At 72.2% G+C, this 25,951-nt stretch carries 27 protein-coding genes and 1 riboswitch; of the genes, 11 read left to right on the top strand and 16 right to left on the bottom strand.

The window, feature by feature from the left end:
* Positions 1-465: 465 nt before the first annotated feature.
* Positions 466-1,965 (top strand): phytoene desaturase family protein, encoded by a 1,500-nt coding sequence (locus ACFY5B_RS15935; protein ID WP_389969311.1) that lies wholly within the window; start codon positions 466-468, stop codon positions 1,963-1,965.
* Positions 1,966-2,019: 54 nt separating this feature from the next.
* Here ACFY5B_RS15935 and ACFY5B_RS15930 read toward each other — a convergent pair whose 3' ends face one another.
* From ACFY5B_RS15930 to ACFY5B_RS15905, 6 genes are all read right to left on the bottom strand, one after another.
* Positions 2,020-2,970, bottom strand: coding sequence for a hypothetical protein (locus tag ACFY5B_RS15930; RefSeq protein ID WP_389969309.1), 951 nt, complete (start codon positions 2,968-2,970; stop codon positions 2,020-2,022).
* A gap of 56 nt (positions 2,971-3,026) precedes the next feature.
* Entirely contained in the window at positions 3,027-3,950 is a 924-nt protein-coding gene (gene metF, locus ACFY5B_RS15925; RefSeq protein ID WP_355826525.1) for a methylenetetrahydrofolate reductase [NAD(P)H], read from the bottom strand.
* Between the two features lie 121 nt (positions 3,951-4,071).
* The gene (gene thiE / locus ACFY5B_RS15920; protein ID WP_389969307.1) at positions 4,072-4,728 is read right to left on the bottom strand and encodes a thiamine phosphate synthase; all 657 of its coding nucleotides are present in this window, start codon (positions 4,726-4,728) and stop codon (positions 4,072-4,074) included.
* Between the two features lie 447 nt (positions 4,729-5,175).
* A complete protein-coding gene (locus ACFY5B_RS15915) occupies positions 5,176-5,541 on the bottom strand; it encodes an Rv2175c family DNA-binding protein (protein WP_053671919.1) in 366 nt (121 codons plus the stop codon).
* A 93-nt stretch (positions 5,542-5,634) separates the two neighbouring features.
* Positions 5,635-6,894, bottom strand: coding sequence for an NAD(P)/FAD-dependent oxidoreductase (locus ACFY5B_RS15910; protein WP_389969305.1), 1,260 nt, complete (start codon positions 6,892-6,894; stop codon positions 5,635-5,637).
* Between the two features lie 32 nt (positions 6,895-6,926).
* Positions 6,927-7,277, bottom strand: a complete 351-nt coding sequence (locus ACFY5B_RS15905; RefSeq protein WP_389969303.1) for a hypothetical protein — start codon at positions 7,275-7,277, stop codon at positions 6,927-6,929.
* Positions 7,278-7,329: 52 nt separating this feature from the next.
* Positions 7,330-7,441, top strand: a riboswitch (TPP riboswitch).
* Here ACFY5B_RS15905 and thiO point away from each other — a divergent pair.
* From thiO to ACFY5B_RS15880, 5 genes are all read left to right on the top strand, one after another.
* Positions 7,439-8,623 (top strand): glycine oxidase ThiO, encoded by a 1,185-nt coding sequence (thiO, locus tag ACFY5B_RS15900; protein WP_389969301.1) that lies wholly within the window; start codon positions 7,439-7,441, stop codon positions 8,621-8,623. It overlaps the preceding riboswitch by 3 nt.
* The gene (thiS, locus tag ACFY5B_RS15895) at positions 8,620-8,820 is read left to right on the top strand and encodes a sulfur carrier protein ThiS (RefSeq protein WP_053671923.1); all 201 of its coding nucleotides are present in this window, start codon (positions 8,620-8,622) and stop codon (positions 8,818-8,820) included. The genes thiO and thiS overlap by 4 nt, the downstream gene beginning before the upstream one ends.
* 2 nt (positions 8,821-8,822) lie before the next feature.
* Positions 8,823-9,620 carry a thiazole synthase gene (locus tag ACFY5B_RS15890; protein ID WP_389969298.1) on the top strand — a complete coding sequence of 266 codons (798 nt, stop codon included), beginning with the start codon at positions 8,823-8,825 and terminating at the stop codon, positions 9,618-9,620.
* Positions 9,621-9,707: 87 nt separating this feature from the next.
* Positions 9,708-11,639 (top strand): Stk1 family PASTA domain-containing Ser/Thr kinase, encoded by a 1,932-nt coding sequence (pknB, locus tag ACFY5B_RS15885; protein WP_389969296.1) that lies wholly within the window; start codon positions 9,708-9,710, stop codon positions 11,637-11,639.
* A 59-nt stretch (positions 11,640-11,698) separates the two neighbouring features.
* Entirely contained in the window at positions 11,699-12,577 is an 879-nt protein-coding gene (locus ACFY5B_RS15880) for a deoxyribonuclease IV (protein WP_389969294.1), read from the top strand.
* 40 nt (positions 12,578-12,617) lie between these two features.
* Here the strand turns inward: ACFY5B_RS15880 and ACFY5B_RS15875 are convergent, their stop codons facing one another.
* Positions 12,618-13,268 carry a sulfite oxidase-like oxidoreductase gene (locus ACFY5B_RS15875; RefSeq protein ID WP_389969292.1) on the bottom strand — a complete coding sequence of 217 codons (651 nt, stop codon included), beginning with the start codon at positions 13,266-13,268 and terminating at the stop codon, positions 12,618-12,620.
* A 175-nt stretch (positions 13,269-13,443) separates the two neighbouring features.
* On the opposite strand from ACFY5B_RS15875, the gene bfr reads away from it, so the two are divergent.
* Positions 13,444-13,920, top strand: coding sequence for a bacterioferritin (bfr, locus tag ACFY5B_RS15870; protein ID WP_389969290.1), 477 nt, complete (start codon positions 13,444-13,446; stop codon positions 13,918-13,920).
* 9 nt (positions 13,921-13,929) lie between these two features.
* On the opposite strand, the gene ACFY5B_RS15865 is transcribed toward bfr, so the two are convergent.
* Both ACFY5B_RS15865 and ACFY5B_RS15860 read right to left on the bottom strand, forming a co-directional pair.
* On the bottom strand, positions 13,930-14,163 hold the full coding sequence (locus ACFY5B_RS15865) for a bacterioferritin-associated ferredoxin (RefSeq protein WP_389969288.1): 234 nt from the start codon (positions 14,161-14,163) through the stop codon (positions 13,930-13,932).
* Between the two features lie 150 nt (positions 14,164-14,313).
* Positions 14,314-15,666 (bottom strand): class II 3-deoxy-7-phosphoheptulonate synthase, encoded by a 1,353-nt coding sequence (locus ACFY5B_RS15860; RefSeq protein WP_389969286.1) that lies wholly within the window; start codon positions 15,664-15,666, stop codon positions 14,314-14,316.
* A 96-nt stretch (positions 15,667-15,762) separates the two neighbouring features.
* On the opposite strand from ACFY5B_RS15860, the gene ACFY5B_RS15855 reads away from it, so the two are divergent.
* On the top strand, positions 15,763-15,819 hold the full coding sequence (locus tag ACFY5B_RS15855) for a trp operon leader peptide (protein ID WP_078602827.1): 57 nt from the start codon (positions 15,763-15,765) through the stop codon (positions 15,817-15,819).
* A 107-nt stretch (positions 15,820-15,926) separates the two neighbouring features.
* Positions 15,927-17,792: an anthranilate synthase family protein gene (locus tag ACFY5B_RS15850; RefSeq protein ID WP_389969284.1), complete on the top strand. Its 1,866-nt coding sequence runs from the start codon at positions 15,927-15,929 to the stop codon at positions 17,790-17,792.
* A 133-nt stretch (positions 17,793-17,925) separates the two neighbouring features.
* On the opposite strand, the gene ACFY5B_RS15845 is transcribed toward ACFY5B_RS15850, so the two are convergent.
* The 4 genes from ACFY5B_RS15845 to ACFY5B_RS15830 are packed head-to-tail and all read right to left on the bottom strand — an operon-like array spanning position 17,926 to position 21,786.
* Positions 17,926-18,954 (bottom strand): 6-phosphofructokinase, encoded by a 1,029-nt coding sequence (locus tag ACFY5B_RS15845; protein WP_389969282.1) that lies wholly within the window; start codon positions 18,952-18,954, stop codon positions 17,926-17,928.
* A 53-nt stretch (positions 18,955-19,007) separates the two neighbouring features.
* Positions 19,008-19,697, bottom strand: coding sequence for a response regulator (locus ACFY5B_RS15840; protein ID WP_389969280.1), 690 nt, complete (start codon positions 19,695-19,697; stop codon positions 19,008-19,010).
* Positions 19,694-20,920 carry a MacS family sensor histidine kinase gene (gene macS / locus ACFY5B_RS15835; protein ID WP_389969278.1) on the bottom strand — a complete coding sequence of 409 codons (1,227 nt, stop codon included), beginning with the start codon at positions 20,918-20,920 and terminating at the stop codon, positions 19,694-19,696. The genes ACFY5B_RS15840 and macS overlap by 4 nt, the downstream gene beginning before the upstream one ends.
* A gap of 29 nt (positions 20,921-20,949) precedes the next feature.
* Positions 20,950-21,786 (bottom strand): lysophospholipid acyltransferase family protein, encoded by an 837-nt coding sequence (locus ACFY5B_RS15830; protein WP_389969924.1) that lies wholly within the window; start codon positions 21,784-21,786, stop codon positions 20,950-20,952.
* 203 nt (positions 21,787-21,989) lie between these two features.
* On the opposite strand from ACFY5B_RS15830, the gene ACFY5B_RS15825 reads away from it, so the two are divergent.
* Positions 21,990-22,787 carry an alpha/beta hydrolase gene (locus ACFY5B_RS15825; protein WP_389969276.1) on the top strand — a complete coding sequence of 266 codons (798 nt, stop codon included), beginning with the start codon at positions 21,990-21,992 and terminating at the stop codon, positions 22,785-22,787.
* Complete coding sequence (locus ACFY5B_RS15820) at positions 22,780-23,415, top strand: hypothetical protein (RefSeq protein WP_389969274.1); 636 nt, start codon at positions 22,780-22,782, stop codon at positions 23,413-23,415. Before ACFY5B_RS15825 ends, ACFY5B_RS15820 begins: the two co-directional genes overlap by 8 nt.
* On the opposite strand, the gene ACFY5B_RS15815 is transcribed toward ACFY5B_RS15820, so the two are convergent.
* The 3 genes from ACFY5B_RS15815 to ACFY5B_RS15805 form a co-directional block, all read right to left on the bottom strand.
* On the bottom strand, positions 23,412-24,158 hold the full coding sequence (locus tag ACFY5B_RS15815) for an endonuclease/exonuclease/phosphatase family protein (RefSeq protein WP_389969272.1): 747 nt from the start codon (positions 24,156-24,158) through the stop codon (positions 23,412-23,414). The two genes, ACFY5B_RS15820 and ACFY5B_RS15815, sit on opposite strands and share 4 nt — an antisense overlap.
* A 109-nt stretch (positions 24,159-24,267) precedes the next feature.
* On the bottom strand, positions 24,268-25,221 hold the full coding sequence (locus tag ACFY5B_RS15810; protein WP_361943350.1) for an ROK family glucokinase: 954 nt from the start codon (positions 25,219-25,221) through the stop codon (positions 24,268-24,270).
* 132 nt (positions 25,222-25,353) lie between these two features.
* Positions 25,354-25,854 (bottom strand): DUF5304 domain-containing protein, encoded by a 501-nt coding sequence (locus ACFY5B_RS15805; protein ID WP_389969270.1) that lies wholly within the window; start codon positions 25,852-25,854, stop codon positions 25,354-25,356.
* Between the last annotated feature and the right edge of the window lie 97 nt (positions 25,855-25,951).

Genomic DNA, 25,951 nt, shown 5'->3' with positions numbered 1-25,951 from the left:
TGCGCATGTGAAAGCGCCGGTCCGGTGTGGCCGCGTCCCCCGCGGGCCACCTCGAACCGGCGCCTTCCGTGCTCCCCCGTTTTTCCTGCTCCCCCGTACGTTCCCCCCGCAGGACCCCCGTGCGGTCGTCCCCCGGCTCTCCCCCGTGCCTCGCTCCCGCCGACACCGTCGGCGGAAGGAGCGGATCGTGGGCCGGCTCCGTTCCGGCGCCCCGTGTCGCCGGTGCCGGAGCCGTGCCCCTCTCCGTGTCTCCACTCTCTCGTCCTTGCAGGTCGTCCCCCATCCGCGCGCGTACTCAACTCCCCGGCTAGGTATACGTACTCAGTCCTGCGCACAGAGACCCACAACGCTCGGTCGCCGCCTGGTGACGTCCGCCTCCGCGCCCGTGCGTACAGGGCCCTCGGCGAGGGCGGCCGGTGGGGCTGTCGGCGGGGTCTGTCGATGGGGGCCGATAAAGTCCCTGGCATGGCACGTATTGCGGTGATCGGCGCCGGCATGGGCGCGCTGACGGCTGCCGCCCGGCTGGCCGTCGCGGGCCACCGGGTGGCGGTGTACGAGCGGACGGACACTTACGGCGGAGCCCTGCGCCGCTTCGAGCGTGACGGGTTCTCCTTCGACACGGGCCCCGCCCTGCTGCCGCTGCCCGCCGTCTACCGCGACCTGTTCGTCAAGACCGGCAAGGAGCCGCTGGAGTCCTGTGTCGAGCTGGTCCAGGTCGACCCGTCGGCCCGGCACGTGTTCGCGGACGGCACCGAGGTCTCGCTGCCGAACGCCTCACGCGCGGGCGTCGTCGCCGCCTTGGACGAGGGGCTCGGCGCCGACGCGGGGAAGCGCTGGGGCGACTTCCTGGTCCGGGCCCGCGAGGCCTGGGACCGGACCCGCCGGCCGCTGCTGGAGGAGCCGCTGTGGCCGAACTGGCAGGTGCTGGCCGAGCGCGAGCCCTACCCGGCCGTGCCCCACAAGCGGCTGCTGCGCACCCGCCGGGCCGGCACACTCGCCGAGATCGGCGCCTGGGAGCTGCGCGACCCCCGGCTCGCGGCCCTCCTGGAAAGTCACGCTCTCGGCCACGGTCTGGACCCCCGGGTCACCCCGGCGAGCGCGGCCGTCCTGCCGTACCTGGAGCACGCCTTCGGCACCTGGTACGTGCGCGGGGGCCTGCGCGAGCTGGCGCGGGCGGTGTACGAGCGGTGTCTGGCCCGGAGGGTCGAGTTTCACTTCGGCGCCGACGTCATCGGTGTGCCGGAGAAGGACGGCCGGGTGTCGGGGGTGGAACTCGCCGACGGGTCGGTCGCGGAGGCGGACTTCGTGGTGGCCGGTGTCGCGCCCGGCGCACTGGCCCGGCTGACGGCGGGCACCGTCGTACGGGGAGACGGCGAAGTGCCGCCGCAGCCGGCGGCCGCTTCTCGGCTGACCCTCCTGCTGGCCCTGCGCGGTGCCCGCCCCGAGGGCACGGCACACCGCACGGTGGTGCACGCCCAGGACCGTGAGGCCGAGCTGGACGCCCTGTTCGGCACGGCGGCCGGAGATTCCCGTCCCACGGTCACGGTGCTACGGCCCGACGACCCGCGCACCGCCCCGGCGGACCACGAGGCGGTCACGCTCACGACGGTGGTGCCCACGCGGCCCGGCCGGACTCACGCCGACCTCGCCGACCTCGCCGACCGGATGATCACCGTCGCCGAACGCGCCGTACCGGGCCTGCGTGACCGCCTCCTCTGGCACGAGGTGCGCACCCCGGCCGACATCGCGGACACGACGGGTGCGGAGGGTGGCGCGGTGCCCGTGCCGGCCCTGGCGGCGGGCGGCGGGCGGCTGCTGCATCCGTCCAACACCACGCGGGTGCCCGGCCTGTTCACGGTGGGCGGCTGGGCCCACCCCGGCGGCGGACTGCCGCACGCGGGCATGTCGGGCGCGCTGGTGGCGGGACTGATCGTGGAAGGGCCGGAGTTCCGCGGCTCGCAATGAGCACAGTGCCCCGGAAGGGCTCGGGCTCAAGTGGCTCGAGAAACGGTACTGCTCTCAGAAACGGTACTGCTCGTCGTACCCGTTCCCCTGCGGCTGCTGCCCACCGCTCTGGTACGGGTACGGCTGCTCCGGCGGCAGTTCCTGCCCGTACTCGTCGGTGTTGCGCTGCTGCGGGACCCACACCCCGTCGGGCGGGCTGTCGCCGCCGTAGGTGCCGGAGTACTGGTCCTGGCCGTAGCTCTGCTGGCCGTAGCTCTGCTGGTCGTAGTACTGCTGGTCGCCGTACGTGCTGTCGTACGTGCCCTGGCCGTAGTTCGACGAGCCGATGTACGGGTCGGAGTAGGCGGCGTACTGCTGCTGATCGGTGGCGTCGTAGCCCTGCTGCTGGCCGTGGCCGGAGTAGTCGTAGCCGTAGGACTGGTCGGCGGCCTGGGCCGCGTACTGGTCGTGGGACTGCTGTCCCCCCGACTGGTACCCGTGGTCGTAGACGCCGTAGGAGCCGGTGTCCTCGGGCATGGGCTGCGGCTCGTAGACGGCGGTGGCCTCGGCGGACGCCGGCTGGTGGAGGGGGCGGGCCGGGGTGAAGACGTCGTCCCGGTCGTAGTCGTCGTCCTGGCCGTGGGGGGCGGGGTCGCGGCGGTAGGCACCGGCCTCGCCGTCGTAGCCGCCTTCGGCCTCCAGGCCGGAGACCTCCAGGGTGGGCTCCTGGCGGCCGCGCTCACGGGGGCGGCGCTTGCCGCCGCCCAGCGCGGGCGCGCTCATGGCCCAGCCGGACGCGAAGCCGCTGCGGAAGGACAGGGTGACGTAGGTCTGGCCGACCGCGAAGGCGGCCGCGCCGAGGCCGATCACGACGACCGACGGGATCAGAACACCGACGACGACACCGAGGAACCCGACGAAGGCCAGCAGCCGCCAGCGCAGCCGCGCCTTGTACTGCAGCAGCACCTCGCCCAGCAGCCACAGCGCGACGATGCCGAACGCGATGTAGAGGACCGCCCAGCCCATGTACGCCCCTCTCCCAGTGGCCGCTACGCAGTGTGTCGTATACCGGTGCGAACGGTCTAGGCCTGCGGTGAGTGGTGCAGGCCAAGGTTCTCGTAGATTTCCAGTGTCGCGGTGGAGTTGTTGAGCGTGATGAAGTGCAAGCCGGGCACCCCCTCGGCGAGCAGCTGCGCACAGAACTCCGTGGCGAATTCGATACCAATGGAGCGTACAGCGGCCGGATCGTCTTTTGCTGTGAGGATCCGCTCTTTCAGGGCGGCCGGGAACGCGGCGTTGGTGAGCGACCCGATCCGTTCCAGCGTCTTCACGCTCGCGATCGGCATGACCTCGGGGATGATCGGGGTGTCGCAGCCGGCGGCCGAGACCCGGTCGCGCAGCCGGAGGTAGTCCTCCGGCTGGAAGAACATCTGCGTGATGGCGTAGTCCGCGCCCGCCCGGCACTTGTCGACGAAGTGGCGGACGTCGGTGTCCCAGTCGAGGGAGCGCGGATGCATCGCCGGGAAGGCAGCGACACCCACGCAGAAGTCACCGGAGGCCTTGATCAGTTCGACGAGTTCGGCGGCGTAGGCCAGGCCGCGGGGGTGCGGCACCCAGTCGCCCATCGGGTCGCCGGGCGGGTCGCCGCGCAGGGCGAGCATGTTGCGGATCCCGGCGTCGGCGTACTGGCCGATGATGTTGCGCAGGTCGGCCACCGAGTGGTCGACCGCGGTGAGGTGGGCGATCGGGGTGAGGGTGGTGTCGGAGGCGATCGCCTCGGTCGCCTTGACCGTGCCCGCGCGGGTGGAACCGCCCGCGCCGTAGGTCACGGAGACGAAGTCGGGCGCCACCGCCTCGACCCGGCGCAGCGCGTTCCACAGGTTCCGCTCGCCCTTCGGGGTCTTGGGGGCGTAGAACTCGAACGAGTACGTCGTCTTGCCGGCCGCGAGCATGTCGCGGACGGTGCGGGCGTGGTCCGACCTGATGGATGCGGTGCCGAGGGCCATACGGGCAGGTTAGCCAGGGGAGGTCGGTCCCCCAACCGCGGGCCGCGATTTGACCGGATTGTCCACTTGTTGTCCATCCCTTGGACAACCGTCTCGCCCCGGCCTGTCGTTCGGACCGGCCCTATGCCTCCCGCAGCCGCTTCGCGAACTCGGCCGCCGCGGCTCCCGGGTCGTCGGCCTCGGTGATCGCCCGTACGACGACGACGCGCCGGGCGCCCGCCTCCAGGACCTGGTCGAGGTTGCCGAGGTCGATGCCGCCGATGGCGAACCAGGGGCGGTCGGTGCCGAGACCGGCGGTGTACCGGACGAGGTCCAGGCCGGGCGCGTGACGGCCGGGCTTGGTGGGGGTCGGCCAGCACGGGCCGGTGCAGAAGTAGTCCACGCCCTGCTGGACGGCGGCCGCGGCGGCCTCGGACTCGGCGTGGGTGGAGCGGCCGATCAGGACGTCGTCGCCGAGGAGCGCGCGGGCCGCGGGGACCGGGAGGTCGCCTTGGCCGAGGTGCAGGACGTCGGAGCCGGCGGCGTGGGCGACGTCCGCACGGTCGTTGACCGCGAGGAGCTTGCCGTGCCGGGCACAGGCGTCGGCGAAGACGGCCAGGTGCTCCAGTTCCTCGGCGGCCTCCATGCCCTTGTCCCGCAACTGCACGATGTCGACCCCGCCGGTCAGCACGGCGTCGAGGAACTCCCCGAGATCGCCCTGCCGCTTGCGCGCGTCGGTGCAGAGGTAGACCCGGGCGTCGGCGAGCTGGGCCCGGGCGGTGGCGGCGGTGCCGGTCATACGTGTCCCCCTGGGTGTCGTGGCGTGCGGGTGGGCCCGCGTGGACGGCGTGCGGCGCGGGACGCACCTGTCGCGCCGCGAACGCCTCGGGCACCTTACGCCTGCCCCGGCCGGCGGCAGCCCCGCCGACCACGCCGTCGGCCTCCGCAGCCCTGGTGGTCATGGCCTGCCCGCGGCAGCCCCGCCGACCACGCCGTCGGCCTCCGCAGCCCCGGTGGTCATGGCCTGCCCGCGGCAGCCCCGCCGACCACGCCGTTGACCGCCGCAGCCCCGGTGGTGATGGCGTGCCGGTGGCATCCGTAGCCACGCCGGTGACGCTCGCAGCCCCGCACAGGGCGCGAGCCGCCCCCGGGCCGTGACCCCTCGGGTCACGGCCCTCACGTCGGGCGGTTGTTCAGGTCCGGCCCCGCTCGCACGGCACCGGACGGTTGTCCCGTCGCGGCCGGGTCAGACCGCGAGCGCCTGGGCGCGGCGCTTCACCTCCGTGCCGCGATTCTCGCTGAGCGCCTGCGCGGGGGTGCCGGGCAGGCTGGGGTCCGGGGTGAAGAGCCACTCCAGCATCTCTTCGTCCGTGAAGCCGTCGTCCCGCAGGAGCGTCAGGGTCCCGGACAGGCCCTTGACGACCTTGTCCCCGTCGATGAAGGCGGCAGGGACGTGCAGCGCGCGGTTCTCACCTCGGCGTACGGCGATGAGCTGGCCCTCCTTGACCAGCTGCCGCACACGCGTCACCTCGACGCCGAGCTGCTCGGCGATGTCGGGGAGGGTGAGCCAGGCGGGGACGAGAGCATCGATCTTTGCGTCAATCTCGGTCACGGAAACCAGCCTGCCATTTGCCAGTGACAGTCGGAAGTCGGACCGGTCCACAAGGGCGGACGCGCCGCGCCCGGACGCACCACCCCGCGGCCCTCACCGAGGCGGTGGCGGCTGGGCCGTCGCCGCTTTCATGGGCCTGGCCGGATCCGCCAGCAGCACCGGGTTCATCGGTGTGCCGGACTCGATCAGGCGGCGGCCCTGGGCCAGGTCCCGGGGCCGGCCCACCGCGAGCAGCGCGACCAGCCTCTCGCCCCGCAGCCAGCAGACCGTCCAGGCCGGACCGGAAGGGTCGCCCCGCCACAGGGTGGTGTCCGCGGCCGCGTGGTGCCCGGCGTACTGGACGAACCGCCCGAACTGCTCGGACCAGAAGTACGGCACCGGGTCGTACACCGCCGGCGGCTCCCCGGTGGCCCCGCCGACGATGTTCACGGCGACCGTGCGCGGCCCCTGGAGGGCGTTGTCCCAGTGGTGGATCAGCAGGCGCCCGCCGTAGCGCCCCGAGGGGAAGGAGGCGCAGTCGCCGACCGCGTACACATCCGGCACGGCCGTGCGCAGATGCTCGTCGGCCTCGATCTCGCCGTGGGTGCCCAGCTCGATCCCGGAGCTGGCCAGCCAGGCCGTGGCGGGGCGGGCGCCGATGCCGACGACGACCGCGCCCGCGGGCAGCCGCGAGCCGTCGTCGAGGACGACGACACCGGGTTCGACGCGCTCCACGCGCGCGTGCGTCCGCAAGGCCGCGCCCGCGTCGGCGTACCAGCCGGCCATGGGGGCGGCGACCTCGGCGGGCAGCGCCCCGGCGAGCGGGCGTTCGGCGGCCTCTACGACGGTCACCGCGCAGCCCGCCTCGCGCGCCGCGGTGGCGAACTCCGCACCGATCCAGCCCGCGCCGACGACCACGATGTCGTGCTGACGGGCCAGCACCGGCCGCAACCGCTCGGCGTCGTCCAGGGTGCGCAGCAGGTGCACACCCGGCACGCCCTCGGTGCCGGGCAGCCGGACGGGTTCCGCGCCGGTCGCGACCACGAGGACGTCGTACGGCACGGGCCCGCCCTCGGTGTCCAGCTCGTGGTCGGCGGGGCGCAGGCCCAGCACCTCGCAGCCGAGCCGCAGTTCGATGCCGAGGGCTTCGAAGTCGACGTCGAAGGCGGATCCCTCGGACTTGCCGAGCAGAACGGCCTTGGACAACGGGGGCCGATCGTAAGGCTGGTGGGGTTCGGCGCCGATGAGGATCACGTCGCCGGTGAAGCCCTGCTCGCGCAAGGCTACGGCGGTCTGCACCCCGGCCATGCCCGCACCCGCCACGACGACGCGCCGCGGTGCGGACGGACCTGGTTCCTGCGTCTGCTCGCTCACCTGATCACCATAGACACCTGACGTTCTGTCAGTCAGTGCTCATGCGCCGTGACCTGCTCCACAACGCTCGTGCCGTTGCCCCGCTGGGACTCCCACTCCCAGGTCTCCTCCAGCCGCACCCGCCCGTCGGGCAGCTCCACGACCGCCGAGACGCAGTGCCCCGAGGAGGTGGTGCCGTCCCGCTTGAGCTGGACGTACCGGAAGTCCAGCCGGTCACCTTCCCGGGTACCCACGAGGTGCCCGCGTACGACGTCGCCGCCCGTGTACTCGGCCCAGATCTCGCCCTCCCGCTCGTGGTACGTGAACCGGGTGCGGGTCCCCACCTGGCCCGGTGCCTGGTCGGCGACCGGGGCGAGGACGAGACCGTCGAGGGATCGGGCCATGGGCTGAGGCTCCCTTACTGCGGGACCGGGCATCGGGCTAGGGTGGCCAACGTAAAGCACTCGCGGGAGCCCGGACGCACCGGGCTGAGAGGGAGGCTGGCGGCCTCCGACCGTACGAACCTGATCCGGGTCATGCCGGCGAAGGGAGGGGCTGGACGCCCATGTCGCCTACGTCCACATCCACGTCCGCATCGTCGGACGTCCTGGTCATCGGGGGCGGGATCATCGGCCTGGTCACGGCCTGGCGGGCCGCGCAACGGGGGTTCGCCACGGCCGTCGTGGACCCCGAGCCGGGCGGCGGGGCCGCGCAGGTCGCCGCCGGCATGCTGGCCGCCGTCACGGAGCTGCACTACGGCGAGCAGACCCTGCTCGGTCTGAACCTCGCCTCCGCCCGGCGGTACCCGGACTTCGCCGCCGAACTCACCGAGGTGACCGGCCGGGACCTCGGCTACCGCCGCTGCGGCACGCTCGCCGTGGCCCTGGACGCCGACGACCGGGCCCACCTGCGCGAACTGCACGCCCTGCAGCAGCAGTCGGGGCTGGAGTCGCAGTGGCTGTCCGGGCGCGACTGCCGGCGCCTGGAGCCGATGCTCGCGCCGGGCGTGCGCGGCGGGCTGCGGGTCGACGGCGATCACCAGATCGACCCCCGGCGGCTGGCCGGGGCCCTTCTCGCCGCGTGCGAGCGGGCGGGCGTGGTCTTCCACCCGACGTGGGCGGAGCGGCTGACCGTCGTCCGGGACCGGGCCACGGGTGCCGTCCTGGCCGACGGGACCGAGGCCGCCGCCGGGCAGGTGGTGCTCGCCGGGGGCAGTCTGAGCGGGCGGCTCGCCGGCGTCCCGGAGGACGTGCTGCCTCCGGTGCGGCCGGTGAAGGGGCAGGTTCTGCGGTTGACCATGCCGCAGCGGCACGGGCCGTTCCTGAGCCGGACCGTGCGCGCGGTCGTGCGCGGCAGCCACGTCTACCTGGTGCCGCGTGCGAGCGGCGAACTGGTCGTCGGGGCCACCAGCGAGGAGCTGGGCTGGGACACCACCGTGACCGCGGGCGGCGTGTACGAGCTGCTGCGGGACGCGCACGAGCTGGTCCCGGGCATCACCGAGCTGCCGCTCACCGAGACCAGGGCCGGGCTGCGGCCCGGCTCCCCCGACAACGCGCCCCTGCTCGGACCCACCGGTCTGGAGGGGCTGCTGCTGGCCACCGGGCACTACCGCAACGGCGTCCTGCTCACCCCGGTGACCGGTGACGCCATGGCGCACGTCCTGGCGACGGGCGAACTCCCCGAGGAGGCACGCCCCTTCACCCCGAAGCGCTTCAGCCCCGCCACCGCACTCACGGAGCAGCCCGCATGAACATCTCCGTCAACGGCGAGCCCCGGGACGTCGGGCCCGGCACGGCTCTGGACACCGTGGTGAGGTCGCTCACGGCCTCACCCTCGGGCGTGGCCGCCGCCCTCAACGAAACCGTCGTCCCGCGTACCCAGTGGCCCTCCACGCCCCTGTCCGAGGGGGACCGCGTGGAAGTCCTCACCGCCGTCCAGGGAGGCTGATCATGGCCGACGATCCGTTCGTCCTCGGTGGTACGTCGTTCACGTCCCGTCTGATCATGGGTACGGGCGGGGCGCCCAGCCTCGACGTCCTGGAGCGGTCGCTGGTCGCGTCCGGGACGGAGCTGACGACGGTCGCGATGCGCCGGGTGAACGCCTCGGTGCACGGCTCGGTGCTGTCCGTACTCGACAGGCTCGGTATCCGGGTGCTGCCGAACACGGCGGGCTGCTTCACCGCCGGTGAGGCCGTCCTCACGGCCCGCCTGGCGCGCGAGGCCCTCGGCACGGACCTGGTCAAGCTGGAGGTCATCGCCGACGAGCGCACACTGCTGCCGGACCCGATCGAGACGCTGGAGGCGGCCGAGACCCTGGTCGACGACGGGTTCACGGTGCTGCCGTACACCAACGACGATCCGGTGCTCGCGCGGAAGCTGGAGGACGCGGGCTGCGCCGCGATCATGCCGCTGGGCTCGCCGATCGGCTCCGGGCTCGGCATCCGCAACCCGCACAACTTCCAGCTGATCGTCGAGCACGCGCGCGTACCGGTGATCCTGGACGCGGGCGCCGGGACGGCGTCGGACGCGGCACTGGCGATGGAGCTGGGGTGTGCGGGCGTGATGCTGGCCTCGGCGGTGACGCGGGCGCAGGAACCCGTGCTGATGGCCGACGCCATGCGGCACGCCGTGGAGGCGGGGCGGCTGGCGTACCGGGCCGGGCGGATTCCCCGGCGGCATTTCGCGCAGGCGTCGTCGCCCGCGGAGGGCCTGGCCGCGCTGGACCCGGAGCGTCCCGCTTTCCAGTAGGGGCACACGTCACAGGTCGGCTGCAGTCGCGCCCCGGAAACAGCCGGGGGGACGGGGCTGTCGGTCGTGGCTCGTACACTCGCCTGCGTGGACACGACCCTTCAGGACCCCTTGGTCGGGCAGGTGCTCGACGGCCGGTATCGCATCGACGCGCGGATCGCGGTCGGCGGGATGGCCACGGTCTACCGGGCCGTGGACACCCGGCTCGACCGGGTCCTCGCGCTCAAGGTGATGCACCCCTCGCTCGCGGTCGACGCCTCGTTCGTCGAGCGGTTCATCCGCGAGGCGAAGTCGGTGGCCCGGCTGGCCCATCCGAACGTGGTGCAGGTCTTCGACCAGGGCACCGACGGCTCGTACGTGTACCTGGCGATGGAGTACGTCGCGGGCTGCACCCTGAGGGACGTGCTGCGCGAGCGCGGGGCGCTGCAGCCGCGGGCCGCCCTGGACATCCTGGAGCCGGTGCTGGCCGCACTGGGCGCGGCGCACCGCGCCGGGTTCGTGCACCGCGACATGAAGCCCGAGAACGTCCTGATCGGGGACGACGGCCGGGTGAAGGTCGCCGACTTCGGCCTGGTCCGGGCCGTGGACACGGTGACGAACACCACCGGCACCGTGCTCGGCACGGTCTCGTACCTCGCCCCGGAGCAGATAGAGGACGGCACCGCCGATCCCCGCGTCGACGTGTACGCGTGCGGCGTGATGCTGTACGAGATGCTGACCGGCGACAAGCCGCACGACGGGGACTCCCCCGCCGTGATCCTCTACAAGCACCTGCACGAGGACGTGCCCCCGCCCTCGGCCGCCGTGCCCGGCATGGCGTACGAGCTGGACGCGATGGTGGCCTCGGCGACGGCCCGCACCCCGGCCCTCCGTCCGCACGACGCGGTAGCGCTGCTCGCGCAGGTCCGTGACGGGCGCGGCCGGCTCGACGAGGAGCAGCTGGACGCCGTGCCGCCGCAGGCGCTCGCGGTGGACCACGACAACGGCGACGACCGGACGACCGTGATCCCGCGCGCCCTGACCACGCCTCGCCCGCTGCCGGCCGACGGGGACGACGAGGCCTCCGCCGCCCTGGACCGCACCAGCCGCTTCGCGTCCCCGCCGCCGCCCCCGCCGTCCAGGCGCCGCCGGGGGCCGCTGCGCGGCCCTGCGGTGATCGTCGTCGCAGTCCTGCTCGTGCTGGGCCTCGGTGTCGGCGTCTGGTACATCAACTCCGGCCAGTTCACCGAGGTCCCGCCGCTGCTGGCGAAGACCCAGGAGCAGGCCGAGGACCGGCTGCGGGACGCCGGTCTCGAGCTCGGCAAGGTGGAGCACGCCTACAGCGACACCGTGGAGCGCGGCCAGGTCATCAGCAGCGACCCGAAGGCCGGGACGCGCATCCGCGGCAACGACTCGGTGGGCATCACGGTCTCCGACGGCCCCGAGACCGTGCGGGTGCCCGCTCTGGCGGGCCGGAAGCTGGGCGAGGCGCGGGACCTGCTGAAGGACGACGGGCTGCAGCCGGGCATGGTCACCCGGGAGTTCAGCGAGGACGTGCCGCGCGGCTCGGTGGTCTCCGCGCGCCCGGCCGACGGCACGAAGGTGCGCGCGGGCACGGCCGTCGCGCTGGTCGTCAGCAAGGGCGCCCCCATCGACATCCCCGATGTCACCGGCTCGGACGAGGCCGACGCGCGGTCCGAGCTGACCGAGGCCGGCCTCAAGGTGAAGATCGCCACCGAACGGGTCAACTCCTCCGAGTACGACAAGGGCCAGGTGGTCCGCCAGTCACCGGCGTCCGGCACCGCCGCCGAGGGCGACACGGTGACGCTGACGCTGTCGAAGGGCCCCGAGATGATCGAGGTCCCGGACGTGGTCGGCGACAGCGTCGACGACGCCCGGCAGGCGCTGGAGGGTGCCGGGTTCGAGGTCGACGAGGACCGCGGTCTGCTCGGCCTGTTCGGCGACGAGGTCAAGAGCCAGTCCGTCGAGGGCGGCCGGAGTGCGCCCAAGGGCTCGACGATCACCATCGAGATCAGGTGACGACGGCGGACCGGGAGCCGGTGGACGGAGCAGGGCCGGACGCATGACACCCTGAACGGGTGAACAGTCAGCTGTCCGGCCCCTCCCGCAACCCCGTGGGCGGCCACGTCCCCGTGGCCGGTGGGCTCCACTCCGTCGGCCTGTCGTACGCCCGTGATCTGGAGGCGGAGGCCGTCCAGGTCTTCGTCGCCAACCCGCGCGGCTGGGCCACTCCGACCGGAAACCCCAAGCAGGACGAGGCGTTCCGCGCGGCGTGCGCGGACGGGTCGATCCCGGCGTACGTGCACGCCCCCTACCTGATCAACTTCGGTTCGCACACCGAGGCGACCGTGGAGCGGTCGGTGGAGTCGCTGCGGCACTCACTGCGGCGCGGGCGGGAGATCGGGGCGCTGGGCGTGGTCGTGCACACCGGCAGCGCGACCGGCGGCCGGGAGCGGGCGGTGGCGCTGAAGCAGGTACGGGAGCATCTGCTGCCGCTGCTGGACGAGCTGACCCACGACGACGACCCGTTCCTGCTGCTGGAGTCGACGGCCGGCCAGGGCGCCTCGCTGTGCTCGCGGACGTGGGACTTCGGCCCGTACTTCGAGGCGCTGGACGCCCATCCGATGCTCGGCGTGTGCCTGGACACCTGCCACATCTACGCCGCCGGGCACGACCTGACCGGTCCGAGCGGTATGCACCAGACGCTGGACCTGCTGGTGGACACGGTCGGCGAGGGCCGGCTGAAGCTGATCCACGCCAACGACTCCAAGGACGTCGTGGGCGCGCACAAGGACCGGCACGAGAACATCGGCGTGGGCCACATCGGCGAGGATCCGTTCCGGGCGTTGATGACGCACCCCGCGACCGCGGGCGTGCCGCTGATCATCGAGACGCCGGGCGGCAAGCAGGGGCACGCGGCCGACGTGGAGCGGCTGAAGAAGCTGCGCGACGGCTGAGCCCGCCGGCCACGACCGAGTCCTTCCGCGACGGCTGTCCTCAGAGGTCGGGCCCGTCCCCGGGCAGCTCCTGGTAGGAGTAGCGCTGTTCCTGCCAGGGGTCGCCGATGTTGTGGTAGCCGCGCTCCTCCCAGAAGCCCCGCCGGTCGGCGGTCATGTACTCCACGCCGCGCACCCACTTGGGGCCCTTCCAGGCGTAGAGGTGGGGGACGATCAGGCGCAGCGGGAAGCCGTGCTCGGCGGTGAGCAGCTCGCCGTCCTTGTGGGTGGCGAAAAGGACCTGCTCGTCGGCGAAGTCGGACAGCCGGAGGTTGGAGCTGAATCCGTACTCGGCCCACACCATCACATGGGTGACGTCGTCCGCGGGCGGGGCGAGGTCGAGGACCGTGCGGGCGGGGATGCCGCCCCACTCCGCGCCCAGCATGCTGAACTTCGTGACGCAGTGCAGATCGGCCACGACGGTGGTGTGGGGCAGTGCCGTGAACTCCTCGTGCGTCCAGCAGTGCTTGCCGCCGCCGGCGGTGGCACCGAAGACGCGGAACTCCCAGCGCTCGGGACGGAACTTGGGGACGGGCCCGTAGTGCGTGACCGGCCAGCCGCGTTGCAGCCGCTGGCCCGGGGGCAGCTCCGGCTGCGCCGCTCCTGCTGGATCGCGCCCTTCTCCCGATTCGTGTTCCAGCGGCTGACCCATGACTCCATCCTGACAGACCCCGGGTGATGCCCCTGACCCAGGCCACTCCGAAACGGAACAAACTCGACTAAGCATGCCCTTACTTACTAAGTGCAGACTTACTGGACGATCTTCTTCACCAGTGGAATCATGCGGCGCAACCTGCCAGTTCCCCCGCGCGGAAGGAGCCTCTGCGATGCAGGGCGACCCCGAGGTCCTCGAATTCCTCAACGAGCAGTTGACCGGCGAGCTGACGGCGATCAACCAGTACTGGCTGCACTACCGGATCCAGGACAACAACGGCTGGACCAAGCTCGCCAAGTACACGCGTGAAGAATCCATCGACGAGATGAAGCACGCGGACAAGATCACCGAACGCATTCTCATGCTGGACGGCCTGCCCAACTACCAGCGACTATTCCACGTACGGGTCGGCCAGACGGTCACCGAGATGTTCCAGGCGGACCGGCAGGTCGAGGTGGAGGCGATCGACCGGCTCAGGCGCGGCATCGAGGTGATGCGCAGCAAGGGCGACGTCACGTCCGCGAACCTCTTCGAATCGATCCTGGCGGACGAGGAGCACCACATCGACTACCTGGACACGCAGCTGGAGCTGATCGACAAGCTCGGTGAGGCGTTGTACATCGCGCAGCAGATCGAGCAGCCGAGCTGAGGGCTGTCGTCAGGCCGCGTCTTCCAGATCCGTGAGTACCGGCTCGCCCCGGTCGGCCAGGTCGCGGCGGGGGCAGGATCCCCTGCCCAGGATCGCCTGGATGCGGCGTACGCAGGACCCGCAGTCGGTGCCCGCCTTACAGGCGGAGGCTATCTGGCGGGGGGTGCAGGCGCCGCCGTCCGCGTGCTGCTTGACCTGCTGCTCGGTGATGCCGAAGCAACTGCAGACGTACACGCGGTCCACCTCCCGACGGGTCGTTCCCGGATCTGCCGTCCCCGTTGATCGGTGAGGCTAACCTAACCTTACCCGTCGGGTCGGAAGCGGAAAAGCGGAGTGGGGCGCGGATCGTGTGATCCGCGCCCCAGTCCGTGCCCCAGGTAAGAGGCGGACCCGCTACTGGTCCCTGTACATCTCGGCCACGAGGAACGCCAGGTCGAGCGACTGGCTGCGGTTGAGCCGCGGGTCGCAGGCCGTCTCGTAGCGCTGGTGCAGATCGTCGACGAAGATCTCGTCGCCGCCGCCCACGCACTCCGTGACGTCGTCGCCGGTGAGCTCCACGTGGATGCCGCCCGGGTGGGTGCCGAGGGCCTTGTGGACCTCGAAGAAGCCCTTGACCTCGTCGAGCACGTCGTCGAAGCGGCGGGTCTTGTGCCCGGAGGCCGCCTCGAAGGTGTTGCCGTGCATCGGGTCGGTCACCCAGGCGACGGTCGCGCCGGAGGCGGTGACCTTCTCGACCAGCTCGGGGAGCTTGTCGCGGACCTTGTCGGCGCCCATGCGGACGATGAAGGTCAGCCGGCCCGGCTCCCGCTCGGGGTCGAGGCGCTCGATGTACTGCAGCGCGTCCTGGGCGGTGGTCGTCGGCCCCAGCTTGATGCCGATCGGGTTGCGGATCTTCGAGGCGAACTCGATGTGCGCGTGGTCGAGCTGCCGGGTGCGCTCACCGATCCACACCATGTGCCCGGAGACGTCGTACAGCTGCCCGGTGCGGGAGTCGACCCTGGTCAGCGCGGACTCGTAGTCGAGCAGCAGCGCCTCGTGCGAGGCGTAGAACTCGACCGTCTTGAACTCCTCCGGGTCGGTCCCGCAGGCGTGCATGAAGTTCAGCGCGTTGTCGATCTCACGCGCCAGCTGCTCGTAGCGCTGCCCCGACGGGGACGACTTCACGAAGTCCTGGTTCCAGGCGTGCACCTGGCGCAGGTCGGCGTAGCCGCCGGTGGTGAAGGCGCGCACCAGGTTCAGCGTGGAGGCGGACGCGTGGTACATCCGCTTCAGCCGCTCGGGGTCCGGGACGCGGGCCTCTTCGGTGAAGTCGAAGCCGTTGACGGAGTCGCCGCGGTAGGTCGGCAGCGTCACGCCGTCGCGGGTCTCGGTCGGCTTGGAGCGCGGCTTGGAGTACTGCCCGGCGATCCGGCCGACCTTCACGACCGGCACGGACGCGGCGTACGTCAGCACGGCGCCCATCTGGAGCAGCGTCTTCAGCTTGTTGCGGATGTGGTCGGCGGACACCGCGTCGAAGGCCTCGGCGCAGTCGCCGCCCTGGAGGAGGAACGCCTCTCCCTTGGCGACGGCCGCCATCCGGGCGCGCAGCTGGTCGCACTCGCCCGCGAAGACGAGCGGCGGATACGACTCGAGGTCCGCAACGACTGCGCGCAGAGCCTCGGTGTCGGGGTACTCGGGCTGCTGCGCCGCGGGCAGGTCTCGCCAGGTGTTGCCAGCACTCGCGCTGGTCTTAGCGTTCACGGTCACGCCACCAACATTACGGGGTCGTGTCGGGCGTTCTGACCCATGCCCAGCAAGTGAGACACCCCGAACACCCCTCGGACATGGGGTAGGGTGCGTCGCATGTTCGCGCACTCGATCCAGACCTGGTGGTGGACCGCTCACCCGGCGGCCCGCTGACTGCGCGTACTCAAGACTTCGCGAAGGCCGCCCGAGGGGCGGCCTTCGGTGTTTCCCGGGGTCCGTTCCTCTCTCTCACCGAGACTCACCGAGATGGAGCACGGACCATGAACCTGCTCGGCTTGCCGGACGACTCCCGTCCGTTCGCCCTGTTGCGCCGCCGCACCCCGGGCCACGACCACGATCTGGTCGAGGTCCTGATCGGCCCGGTCGCCCCGTACGACCGGCTCGCCGACCTCCCCGACCGGAGCCTCGCGCTGGTGCCCTTCCGGCAGATCCGTGAGCGCGGCTTCGACGTCCGCGACGACGGCACGCCCCTGCTGGCACTCACCCCCGAGGAGTCGTACGCCGTCCCGCTGATTGACGCCCTTCAGCAGCTCCCGGCGCACGACGTGCGCGTCGAGGGCGGCGGCTTCGACGTCGCCGACGAGGAGTACGGCGAGATCGTCGGGCGCGTGCTGCGCGAGGAGATCGGGCGCGGCGAGGGCGCGAACTTCGTGATCCGGCGGACCTACGAGGGCGAGATCCCCGGCTTCGGCCGGGCCGACGCGCTGGCGCTGTTCCGGCGGCTGCTGGAAGGCGAGCGGGGGGCGTACTGGACGTTCGTCGTGCACACCGGGGACCGCACGCTGGTCGGGGCCAGCCCCGAGGTGCACGTCCGGATGTCCGGCGGCACGGTCGTCATGAACCCGATCAGCGGCACCTACCGCTACCCCGCCGAGGGGCCGACGCCGGAGCACCTGCTGGACTTCCTCGCCGACGGCAAGGAGATCGAGGAGCTGTCGATGGTCGTCGACGAGGAGCTCAAGATGATGTGCACCGTCGGCGACATGGGTGGAGTGGTCGTCGGCCCCCGGCTGAAGGAGATGGCGCACCTCGCGCACACCGAGTACGAGCTGCGCGGCAGGTCCACGCTGGACGTGCGCGAGGTGCTGAAGGAGACCATGTTCGCGGCGACCGTCACCGGCTCGCCGGTGCAGAACGCCTGCCGGGTGATCGAGCGGCACGAGAGCGGGGGGCGGGGGTACTACGCGGGCGCCCTGGCCCTGATCGGCCGGGACGCGGGCGGGGTCCAGACCCTCGACTCCCCCATCCTGATCCGCACCGCCGACATCGACGCGGGCGGGCGGCTCAGGGTGCCGGTCGGCGCGACTCTCGTGCGCGGCTCGGACCCGGCGGGCGAGGTGGCCGAGACGCACGCCAAGGCGGCGGGTGTGCTGGCGGCCCTGGGCGTGGGACCGTCCCGGCCGCGTGCCGGGCACACCCGACCGTGCCTCGCCGACGACCCGCGCGTGCGGGCCGCGCTGGACGGACGCCGGGCCTCGCTCGCGCCCTTCTGGCTGCGGATGCAGGAGCGCTCGCCGGAGCCGGCGGGGCACGCCCTGGTCGTCGACGGTGAGGACACCTTCACGGCGATGCTCGCGCACCTGCTGCGCGCGAACGGCCTGGAGGTGAGCGTACGGCGGTACGACGAGCCGGGGCTGCGGGAGGCGGTGCTCGGGCACGAGGGTCCGGTGGTGCTGGGTCCCGGGCCGGGGAACCCGTCCGACCTGGCGGATCCGAAGATGCGGTTCCTGCGCTCCCTCACCGCCGAGGTGATCAGGGGCGAACGGCAGGGCGTGCTGGGTGTCTGCCTCGGGCACGAGCTGATCGCGGCCGAACTGGGACTGGACATCGTGCGCAAGGACGTGCCCTTCCAGGGGGCGCAGACGGAGATCGAGCTGTTCGGGCGGCGGGAGACCGTCGGGTTCTACAACAGCTTCGTGGCGCGCTGTGACGACGCGGCGGCGGCCGAGCTGTCGGCCCACGGGGTCGAGGTCTCGCGCGCCGCCGACGGTGAGGTGCACGCCCTGCGCGCGCCCGGGTTCGCCGGGGTGCAGTTCCATCCCGAGTCGGTGCTGACGCTGAACGGCGCGGCGGTGGTGCGGGAGCTGGTGGGGCGGCTGCGGGAGACGGGCGCGCCCTCGGTGTAGCACGGGCCCGGTCGGGGCCGGCTCGGCCCCGACCGGCACGGGGGCCGGGGCCGTCAGCCGAAGAACACCCCGACCGGCACGAGGACCCGGCCGTCAGCCCAGGAACACCCCGACCGGCACGAGGACCCGGCCGTCAGCCGAAGAACACCCCGACCTCCTCGTACAGCGCGGGGTCGACGGTCTTCAGGCGGGCGGTGGCGTCGGCGAGGGGGACGCGGACGATGTCGGTGCCGCGCAGGGCGACCATCCGGCCGAAGTCGCGGTCTCGGACGCAGTCGATGGCGTGCAGGCCGAAGCGGGTGGCGAGCCAGCGGTCGAAGGCGCTGGGGGTGCCGCCGCGCTGGACGTGCCCCAGGACCGTCGTGCGCGCCTCCTTGCCCGTGCGCTTCTCGATCTCCTTGGCCAGCCACTCGCCCACCCCGGACAGCCGGACGTGTCCGAAGGAGTCCAGGGACTGGTCCTTGAGGACCATGTCGCCGTCCTTCGGCATCGCCCCCTCGGCGACCACCACGATCGGCGCGTACGACGCCCGGAAGCGGGAGGTCACCCAGGTGCACACCTGCTCGACGTCGAAGCGCTGCTCGGGGATGAGGATGACGTTGGCGCCGCCGGCCAGGCCGGAGTGGAGGGCGATCCAGCCGGCGTGCCGGCCCATCACCTCTACGACCAGGACCCGCATGTGGGACTCGGCCGTGGTGTGCAGCCGGTCGATGGCCTCGGTCGCGATGCCGACGGCGGTGTCGAAACCGAAGGTGTAGTCGGTGGCGGACAGGTCGTTGTCGATCGTCTTGGGTACGCCCACGCAGGGCACGCCGTGCTCGTCGGACAGTCGGGCGGCCACGCCCAGGGTGTCCTCGCCGCCGATCACGAGGAGCGCCTCCACCTCCAGTCCGGCGAGTGTCTCCTTGATCCGGCGGATGCCGTTCTCCACCTTCAGCGGGTTGGTCCGCGAGGAGCCGAGAATCGTGCCGCCCCGGGGCAGGATGCCGCGCACCGCGGGGATGTCGAGACGGAAGCTGTCGCCTTCCAGAGGTCCTCGCCAGCCGTCCCGGAAGCCGGTGAAGTCATAGCCGTACTCCTGCACGCCCTTGCGGACGACGGCCCGGATGACGGCGTTGAGGCCGGGGCAGTCGCCGCCTCCGGTCAGTACTCCGACGCGCATGGAACAGTCCCTTCGCCGCAGGTACCTGACGAAGGGTCAGTGTGACGTGCGCCTCACTCGTCGTCGAGGCCGCGTTCTATCGCGTACCTGACGAGCTCCACGCGGTTGTGCAGCTGAAGCTTGCCGAGGGTGTTCTGGACGTGGTTCTGCACCGTGCGGTGGGAGATGACCAGGCGTTCGGCGATCTGCTTGTAGCTCAGGCCCTTGGCGACCAGGCGCAGCACCTCGGTCTCGCGGTCGGTGAGCCGGGGTGCCTTGGGTTCGTCGGTGCCGGCGGCGGGGGCGGGTTCGGAGGCCAGGCGGCGGTACTCGCCGAGGACCAGTCCGGCGAGGCCGGGGGTGAAGACGGGGTCGCCGACGGCCGTGCGGCGGACCGCGTCCTGCAGTTCCCCGGTGGAGGCGGACTTCAGCAGATAGCCGGTCGCCCCGGACTTCACGGCCTCCAGGACGTCGGCGTGCTCGCCGCTCGCGGACAGCACGAGCACCCGCAGGGCGGGGTTCGCGGCGACGACCTCCTTGCAGACCTGCACGCCGGGCTTGGCGGGCAGATTGAGGTCGAGCACGAGGACGTCGGGTGCGGCGGCCTTGGCGCGGCGTACGGCCTGGTCGCCGTCGCCCGCGGTGGCGACCACCTCGAAGCCCGACTCGGCCAGGTCGCGGGCGACCGCGTCGCGCCACATGGGGTGGTCGTCGACGACCATGACCTTGATCGGGCCCTGCCGGTCTCCGGTGGTCTCCGTCATCGCTGCTCCGCCTTCCCCCGTGTGTTCGTCACGTCCTTCGGTACCTTCAGCTCGACCTCCGTGCCCTGGCCCGGCACCGAGATCACCTCGGCGCTGCCGCCGAGGTCGCGCAGCCGGCCGCGGATCGACAGGGCGACCCCGAGCCGCCCCTCGCCCTCGGCCTGGTCGAGCCGCCCCTCCGGGATGCCGGGCCCCTCGTCCCGTACGGTGACGATCACCTCGTCCGGCTCGTCCTCGACCAGGATCCACGCGCGCGCGTCCTGACCGGCATGCCGGCGGACGTTGTCCAGGGCGGCCCCGACGGCGGCGGCCACCTCCCGGGCCGCGACCGGCGCCAGCGGCACGGGCGCGCCGGGCTCGGCGAGGCTGACCAGGGCGCCCGCGTACGGCGCGAGCAGGGCGCGCAGATCGACGGGTCCGCTCTCCTCGGGCTCCTCGTCGACGGCTCGTACGACCGCGCCCTGCGCGGCGTCCTCCGACACGCGGGAGACGGGGACGAGGCCACCGGACACCAGGGTGCGCAGCGCGACCTCCTGCTCACCGGCCATCCGGCCCAGCTCGGCCGCCTCTCCCCCGATCACGGCCCCGCGGCGCTGCACCATCGCCAGCACCTGGAGCACGCTGTCGTGGATGTCCCGGGCCAGACGCTCGCGCTCGCGCGTGGCGGCCTCGATCTCCAGGGCGCGGGCGAGGGTGCGCTCGGAGGCGCGGGCGACCTCGACGACGTAGCCGATGGCGACGGATGCGATGCAGACCAGGATGACGTTGTGGACGGTGTCGCGGGCCGGGCTGCCGCGCTCGACCAGGTTGGCGACGGCCACCAGGCCGGAGGCGAGGGCCGCCCAGCGCCAGCCGCCCTTGATGGCGAAGGCGAGGACGGCGCCGGCGGTCCATATCGAGGGCAGGGTCGGGCCGCCCGACTGCACCCGCTCGTGCGCGTCGGCGACGGGGGTGAGGAGGATGCCGGTGAGGGCGATGGTGAGGTCGGCGGCGAGGAACCGCTTGGTGCAGCGGGCCGCGTTCGCGACCCGGGGCAGGGTGGCCAGGGTCCAGCCGCACAGGACGGCGTAGTAGGCGACGGCGATCCAGGGCCGGGTGAACTCCTCGTAGGCGGTGGCGAACAGGCCGACCGCGTACAGCATCGTGAGCACCCGGTAGCCGGTGAGCGCACGCCACAGCGGCTGCTCGACCGACATCCTCATGACGCGCTCGCGCTTGGCCATCTCCCCCGCCCCCCCGACCGAAGCCCCGGCTAGGGCTCGGTCCGCCGCTGTTCCGCCTGCTGTTCCGCCTGCTTCTGCTTCCCGGCCTGTTCCTTCGCGGCCTGTTCCCTCTCGGCCTTCTCCTTCTCGGCCTGTTCCTTCTCGGCCCGTGCGAGGGCGGCCTTGGCGGCCTTCTCGGCTTCCTTCTCCGCCTTCGCCGCGTCCGTGAGCTGCCGCTTCATGGCCGTGGCGTACATGTCGACGTATTCCTGGCCGGAGAGGTTCATGATCTCGTACATGACCTCGTCGGTCACGGCGCGCAGCACGAACCGGTCGTGCTCCATGCCCTGGTAGCGGCTGAAGTCCAGGGGCTTGCCGATCCGGATGCCGGGCCGCATCAGCTTCGGCATGACCTTCCCGGGCGGCTGGATCTTCTCCGTGTCGATCATGGCGACGGGGAGGACGGGCGCGCCGGTGGCGAGCGCCACGCGCGCGAGGCCGCCCGGCTTCCCGCGGTAGAGCCGCCCGTCGGGCGAGCGCGTGCCCTCGGGATAGATCCCGAACAGCTCACCGCGCTCCAGCACCTCTATGCCGCTCTTGATGGCGGCCTCGCCCGCGCCGCGCGCACCGGAGCGGTCCACGGGGAGCTGCCCGACCCCCTTGAAGAAGGCGGCCGTCATCCGGCCCTTCACACCGGGCGTGGTGAAGTACTCCGCCTTCGCGATGAAGGTGACCTTGCGGTCGAGGACGGCGGGCAGGAAGAAGGAGTCGGAGAACGACAGGTGATTGCTCGCCAGGATCGCAGCGCCCTCGGCGGGTACGTTCTCCAGGCCCTCCACCCAGGGTCTGAAGGCGAGCTTCAGCGGACCCCCGATGGTGACCTTCATCGCGCCGTACAACAACCGAGTGCCTCCTGTATGTGTCGATCAGACCTTAACCCGGAGCGCTGTCAAAGGCGCCGACGGCCCTGGTCGGTGTCAGTGCGGTCGCGTACGGTGAAGGTCCCGCGAACGCCGTGCGACCCCTTCCATGACGTTCCGTGACATTCCGTGATCGTGCCAGTCCCTTCTCACCGACCAGGAGGCCGAAGGTGCCGGTCCTTGCCGGAGCCGAGCCGTTTCACCACGAGGGCGGAGAGGTCGCCGTCCTCCTCTGCCACGGCTTCACCGGATCACCGCAGTCGCTGCGCCCCTGGGCGGAGCACCTCGCCGAGCACGGCATGACCGTCTCCCTGCCGCTGCTGCCCGGCCACGGCACGCGCTGGGAGGACCTGCGGATCACCGGCTGGCAGGACTGGTACGCGGAGGTGGACCGCGCGCTGCGCCTGCTGTGCGAGCGCCGCGAGACGGTCTTCGTGGCCGGTCTGTCGATGGGCGGGGCGCTGGCCCTGCGGCTGGCCGCGAAGCACGGCGACGCCGTCCGCGGTGTCATGGTCGTCAACCCCGCGAACAAGGTGCACGGCCTGGCCGCGCACGCCCTCCCGGTGGTGCGCCACCTCGTCCCCGCGACGAAGGGCATCGCCAGCGACATCGCCAAGCCGGACGGCAGGGAGCTCGGCTACGACCGGGTGCCGCTGCACGCGGCGCACTCGCTGCGGCAGTTCTTCCAGGCCACCGACCGCGAGCTGCCGCAGGTCACCCAGCCGGTGCTGCTGCTGCGCAGCCCGCAGGACCATGTGGTGCCGCCCGTCGACTCCGCCCGGATCCTCAGCCGTATCTCGTCGACGGACGTGAAAGAGGTCATCCTGGAACAGAGCTACCACGTCGCCACGTTGGACCATGACGCGGACCGGATCCACGAGGAGAGCCTCGCGTTCATCGGCCGCATCGCGTCCGGCCTCGGCAAGGAGCCCGGGCTCGGCAAGGAAGGGACGACCGCAGGTGGCTGAGCACGACTCCGACCGGGAAGGCCGGGAGCCGGACGACAAGGGCGTCCCCTTCGACGAGGAGGCCGCCTGGGCGGCGATCGTCGCCGGGTACGGCGAGGAGCCGCCGGACCCGCCGGGCGCCAAGCCGTTCAAGTCCATCGAGGACCTGGCTCTGCCGGCGACCGGGACCAACGACGCCGTGCTGGACGGCGACCGGGGCGACACGGCCGTGAAGTCCGGGGACGCCGTGAAGCCGGTCGAGTCGGAGCAGGCCGAGGGGTCCGGGCCCGGGGAGGAGCCCGGGAAGCCCCTGGGCGGCTCTGTCTCCTTCGCGCCCGGCGTCGGCCCGCGTGACTACACCACACCCGAGCCCGCCGAGGACGACTTCGACGAGGACGACGAGGGCCACTTCGTGCCCCCGGAGCCGCCCCCGCTGCCCACCGGCGACCCGACCGCCAAGTTCGCCTGGCTCGGCGTGCTCGGCGGGCCGGTGCTGCTCCTGCTGGCCGTGCTCCTCGGCTGGGACATGACCTGGTGGCTGGCCACGCTGGGGATCGGCGGGTTCCTCGGCGGGTTCGCGACGCTGGTGGTGCGGATGCGCACGGACGACGAGGAGGACGACGACCCCGGGCGGGGCGCGGTCGTCTAGGAAGCCGGGATTCTGAGGGCGGCCAGGACCGGGAGGTGGTCGGTGGCCGCCCTCAGGTCCGCGTCGGACACCCCCGGGTGCTCGGAGGGCACGCCGCAGCCCAGCACCCCGATGCCCTTCGTCGCGAAGATCGCGTCGATGCGCTGGTAGGGGTCGGCGGGTGTCCAGGTGTGCTCGCCGCCCCAGGGGACCGCGGCCCGGCAGTCGGTCAGGCCGTCGGCCAGTCGGCGGAAGGCCGGGCCCTCGGGGCGTTCGTTGAGGTCGCCGCCGGCGATCGCGTGCTGCACTCCCAGGCCGGCGAGCCGGTCCAGGAGCATGCCGGACTGCTCGTAGCGCTCGTCCTTCTGCAGGGAGAGGTGGCAGCTGAGGACGCCGAGGCGGGCGCCGGCGAAGCGGACGACCGCGGTGGCGAAGCCGCGGCGGTGCAGGCCGGGGGTGGGGGGCAGGAGGATGTCCTCGGTGCGTTCGACGCTCGCCCGGAGCGAGCTGAGGATCGCCGGTCCTGTGGTGGTGGCGCCGCCGGTGACGATGACCAGGTCGGAGGCGAGGGCCAGGCGGGCGAGTTTCTTGCGCCAGCGGAAGAAGCGGGGGGCTTCCTGGACGAGGACGAGGTCGGGTGCGCAGGCCTTGATGACGCGGGCCAGGGCGTCGGTGTCGTCGCGCATGGAGCGGATGTTGTAGCTGAGGACCCTGATGACCGCGGAACCATCGGGTTCCGTACGGGAGTTGGGGAGCAGCGGCATGTGATCAATTTACGCCCAGCGGGGCGGGGCGCGGGGATCGTGCGCGAGTGCCGGTGCTTCGTGGCTCGTCGCGCGGTTCCCCGCGCCCTCAAGAGAAGAAGAGAGGTGTTTACATGATCGGGTCGGGCTCGCGGGCCAGGTCGGCCGCCCCTACCAGACCCGCCTTGTTGCCCAGTTCCGCCGCGCGGACCTCGGCCACCGGGCGCCAGTTGCCGCCGACCAGCCAGCGCTTGTACGACTTGCGGATCGGGCCCAGGACCAGTTCGCCCTCGTCGGAGAGGCCGCCGCCGACGATGAACGCGGAGGGGTCGAAGAGGGAGGCCAGGTCTGCGAGGCCCGCACCGACCCAGCGGGCGAGTTCGCGGTAGGAGTCGACGGCGACCCGGTCGCCCTGGCGGGCGGCCATGGAGATGTGCTTGCCCTCGATGCCCTCGGGCGTGCCGTTGCCGAGGCCGAGCAGGGTCTCGGCGTTCTCGGGGGTGGCGTTGGCGCGCTGCTTGGCGTACCGGACGAGGGCGCGGCCGGAGGCGTACTGCTCCCAGCAGCCCTGCGAGCCGCAGCCGCACAGCAGGCCGTCCGGCACCATGCGGATGTGGCCGAACTCGGCGGCGACGCCGAAGTGCCCCCGGCGCAGCTTGTTGCCGATGATGATGCCGCCGCCGAGGCCGGTGCCGAGGGTGATGCAGATGACGTTGCGGTGGCCCTTGCCGGCACCGAACTTGTACTCGCCCCACGCCGCGGCGTTCGCGTCGTTCTCCACGACCACCGGGAGGCCCACGCGGGCCTCGACCTTGTCCTTGAGCGGCTCGTTGCGCCAGTGGATGTTGGGCGCGAAGTAGACCTCGGAGCGCTGCCGGTTCACGTAGCCGGCGGCACCGATGCCCACGCCGACGATGTCGTGACCGACGCGTGCGCCCTCCACCGCCGAAGCGATGGCGTCCACGATGCCCTCAGCCGTGCCCGGGGTCGGCACCTTGTGGGTCGAGAGGATGTTGCCGTCCTCATCGACCACGCCGGCCGCGATCTTCGTGCCGCCGATGTCGACGCCGATGGTGAGTCCCATGAATCCCTCAGTTTCGGTCGAGCCCCGCTACGGCCAACGGTACCCGAGGCATGCCGCCGGGTTCGCTGTCGTCCGCACGCTGGGCACCCCGGGACGCCGTGCCGGGGCCGCCTCTCGGCCGGGCCCGGGGACTCAGTCCAGGTCGATGCGCTCCCCGGGGCCGGCGTCGTCGCCGCCGTCCCGGCGTTCGCCCCGGTCACGGGGGTCGTGCTGGTCGTCGCGGCCGGTCCAGCGCCCTTCCTGGGCCTGGACGGCGGAGCGGTAGGCGGCGAGCAGTTCGTTCCCGGCCGCGGCCAGGTGGTCGAAGACGTCCGGGTTGCGCTCGATGACGGGTTCCACGGCGTCCTTGGCCTGCTGCACGACCTGTCGTACGACCTGCTGGGCGGCGGGTCCCGCGACCGCGCCGAGCAGCGGGGACTGGACGCCGGACAGCTTCTCGGCGACGGCGTCGACGAGTTTCTTCAGTTCCTCGGCCGCGGAACCGGGGGGCGTGCCGTACTCGGCGCGGCGGCGGGCCTTCTCCGCCTGGAGGTCCTCGGCGCACGCGGTCGCCCAGGCGTCGGCGTCGGTCGCCCGAACGTCGTCCCCGGCCCCTTCCCGGGCGTCGCCGGACGGAGGGAGATCTTCGCTCATCACGGACTCCTGACTACGGTTCGTCCTTACGACGTTACCCGAACGGGCGTACCGGGTTCACGGGCCGTGCCGGCCACTGTCCCCCCCCGTTCGACAC

Source organism: Streptomyces sp. NPDC013187 (assembly GCF_042899705.1).
GTDB lineage: Bacteria > Actinomycetota > Actinomycetes > Streptomycetales > Streptomycetaceae > Streptomyces > Streptomyces hawaiiensis_A.
The sequence above is the reverse complement of the archived record's forward strand: the minus strand, read 5'-3'. Positions and strand labels throughout refer to the sequence as shown.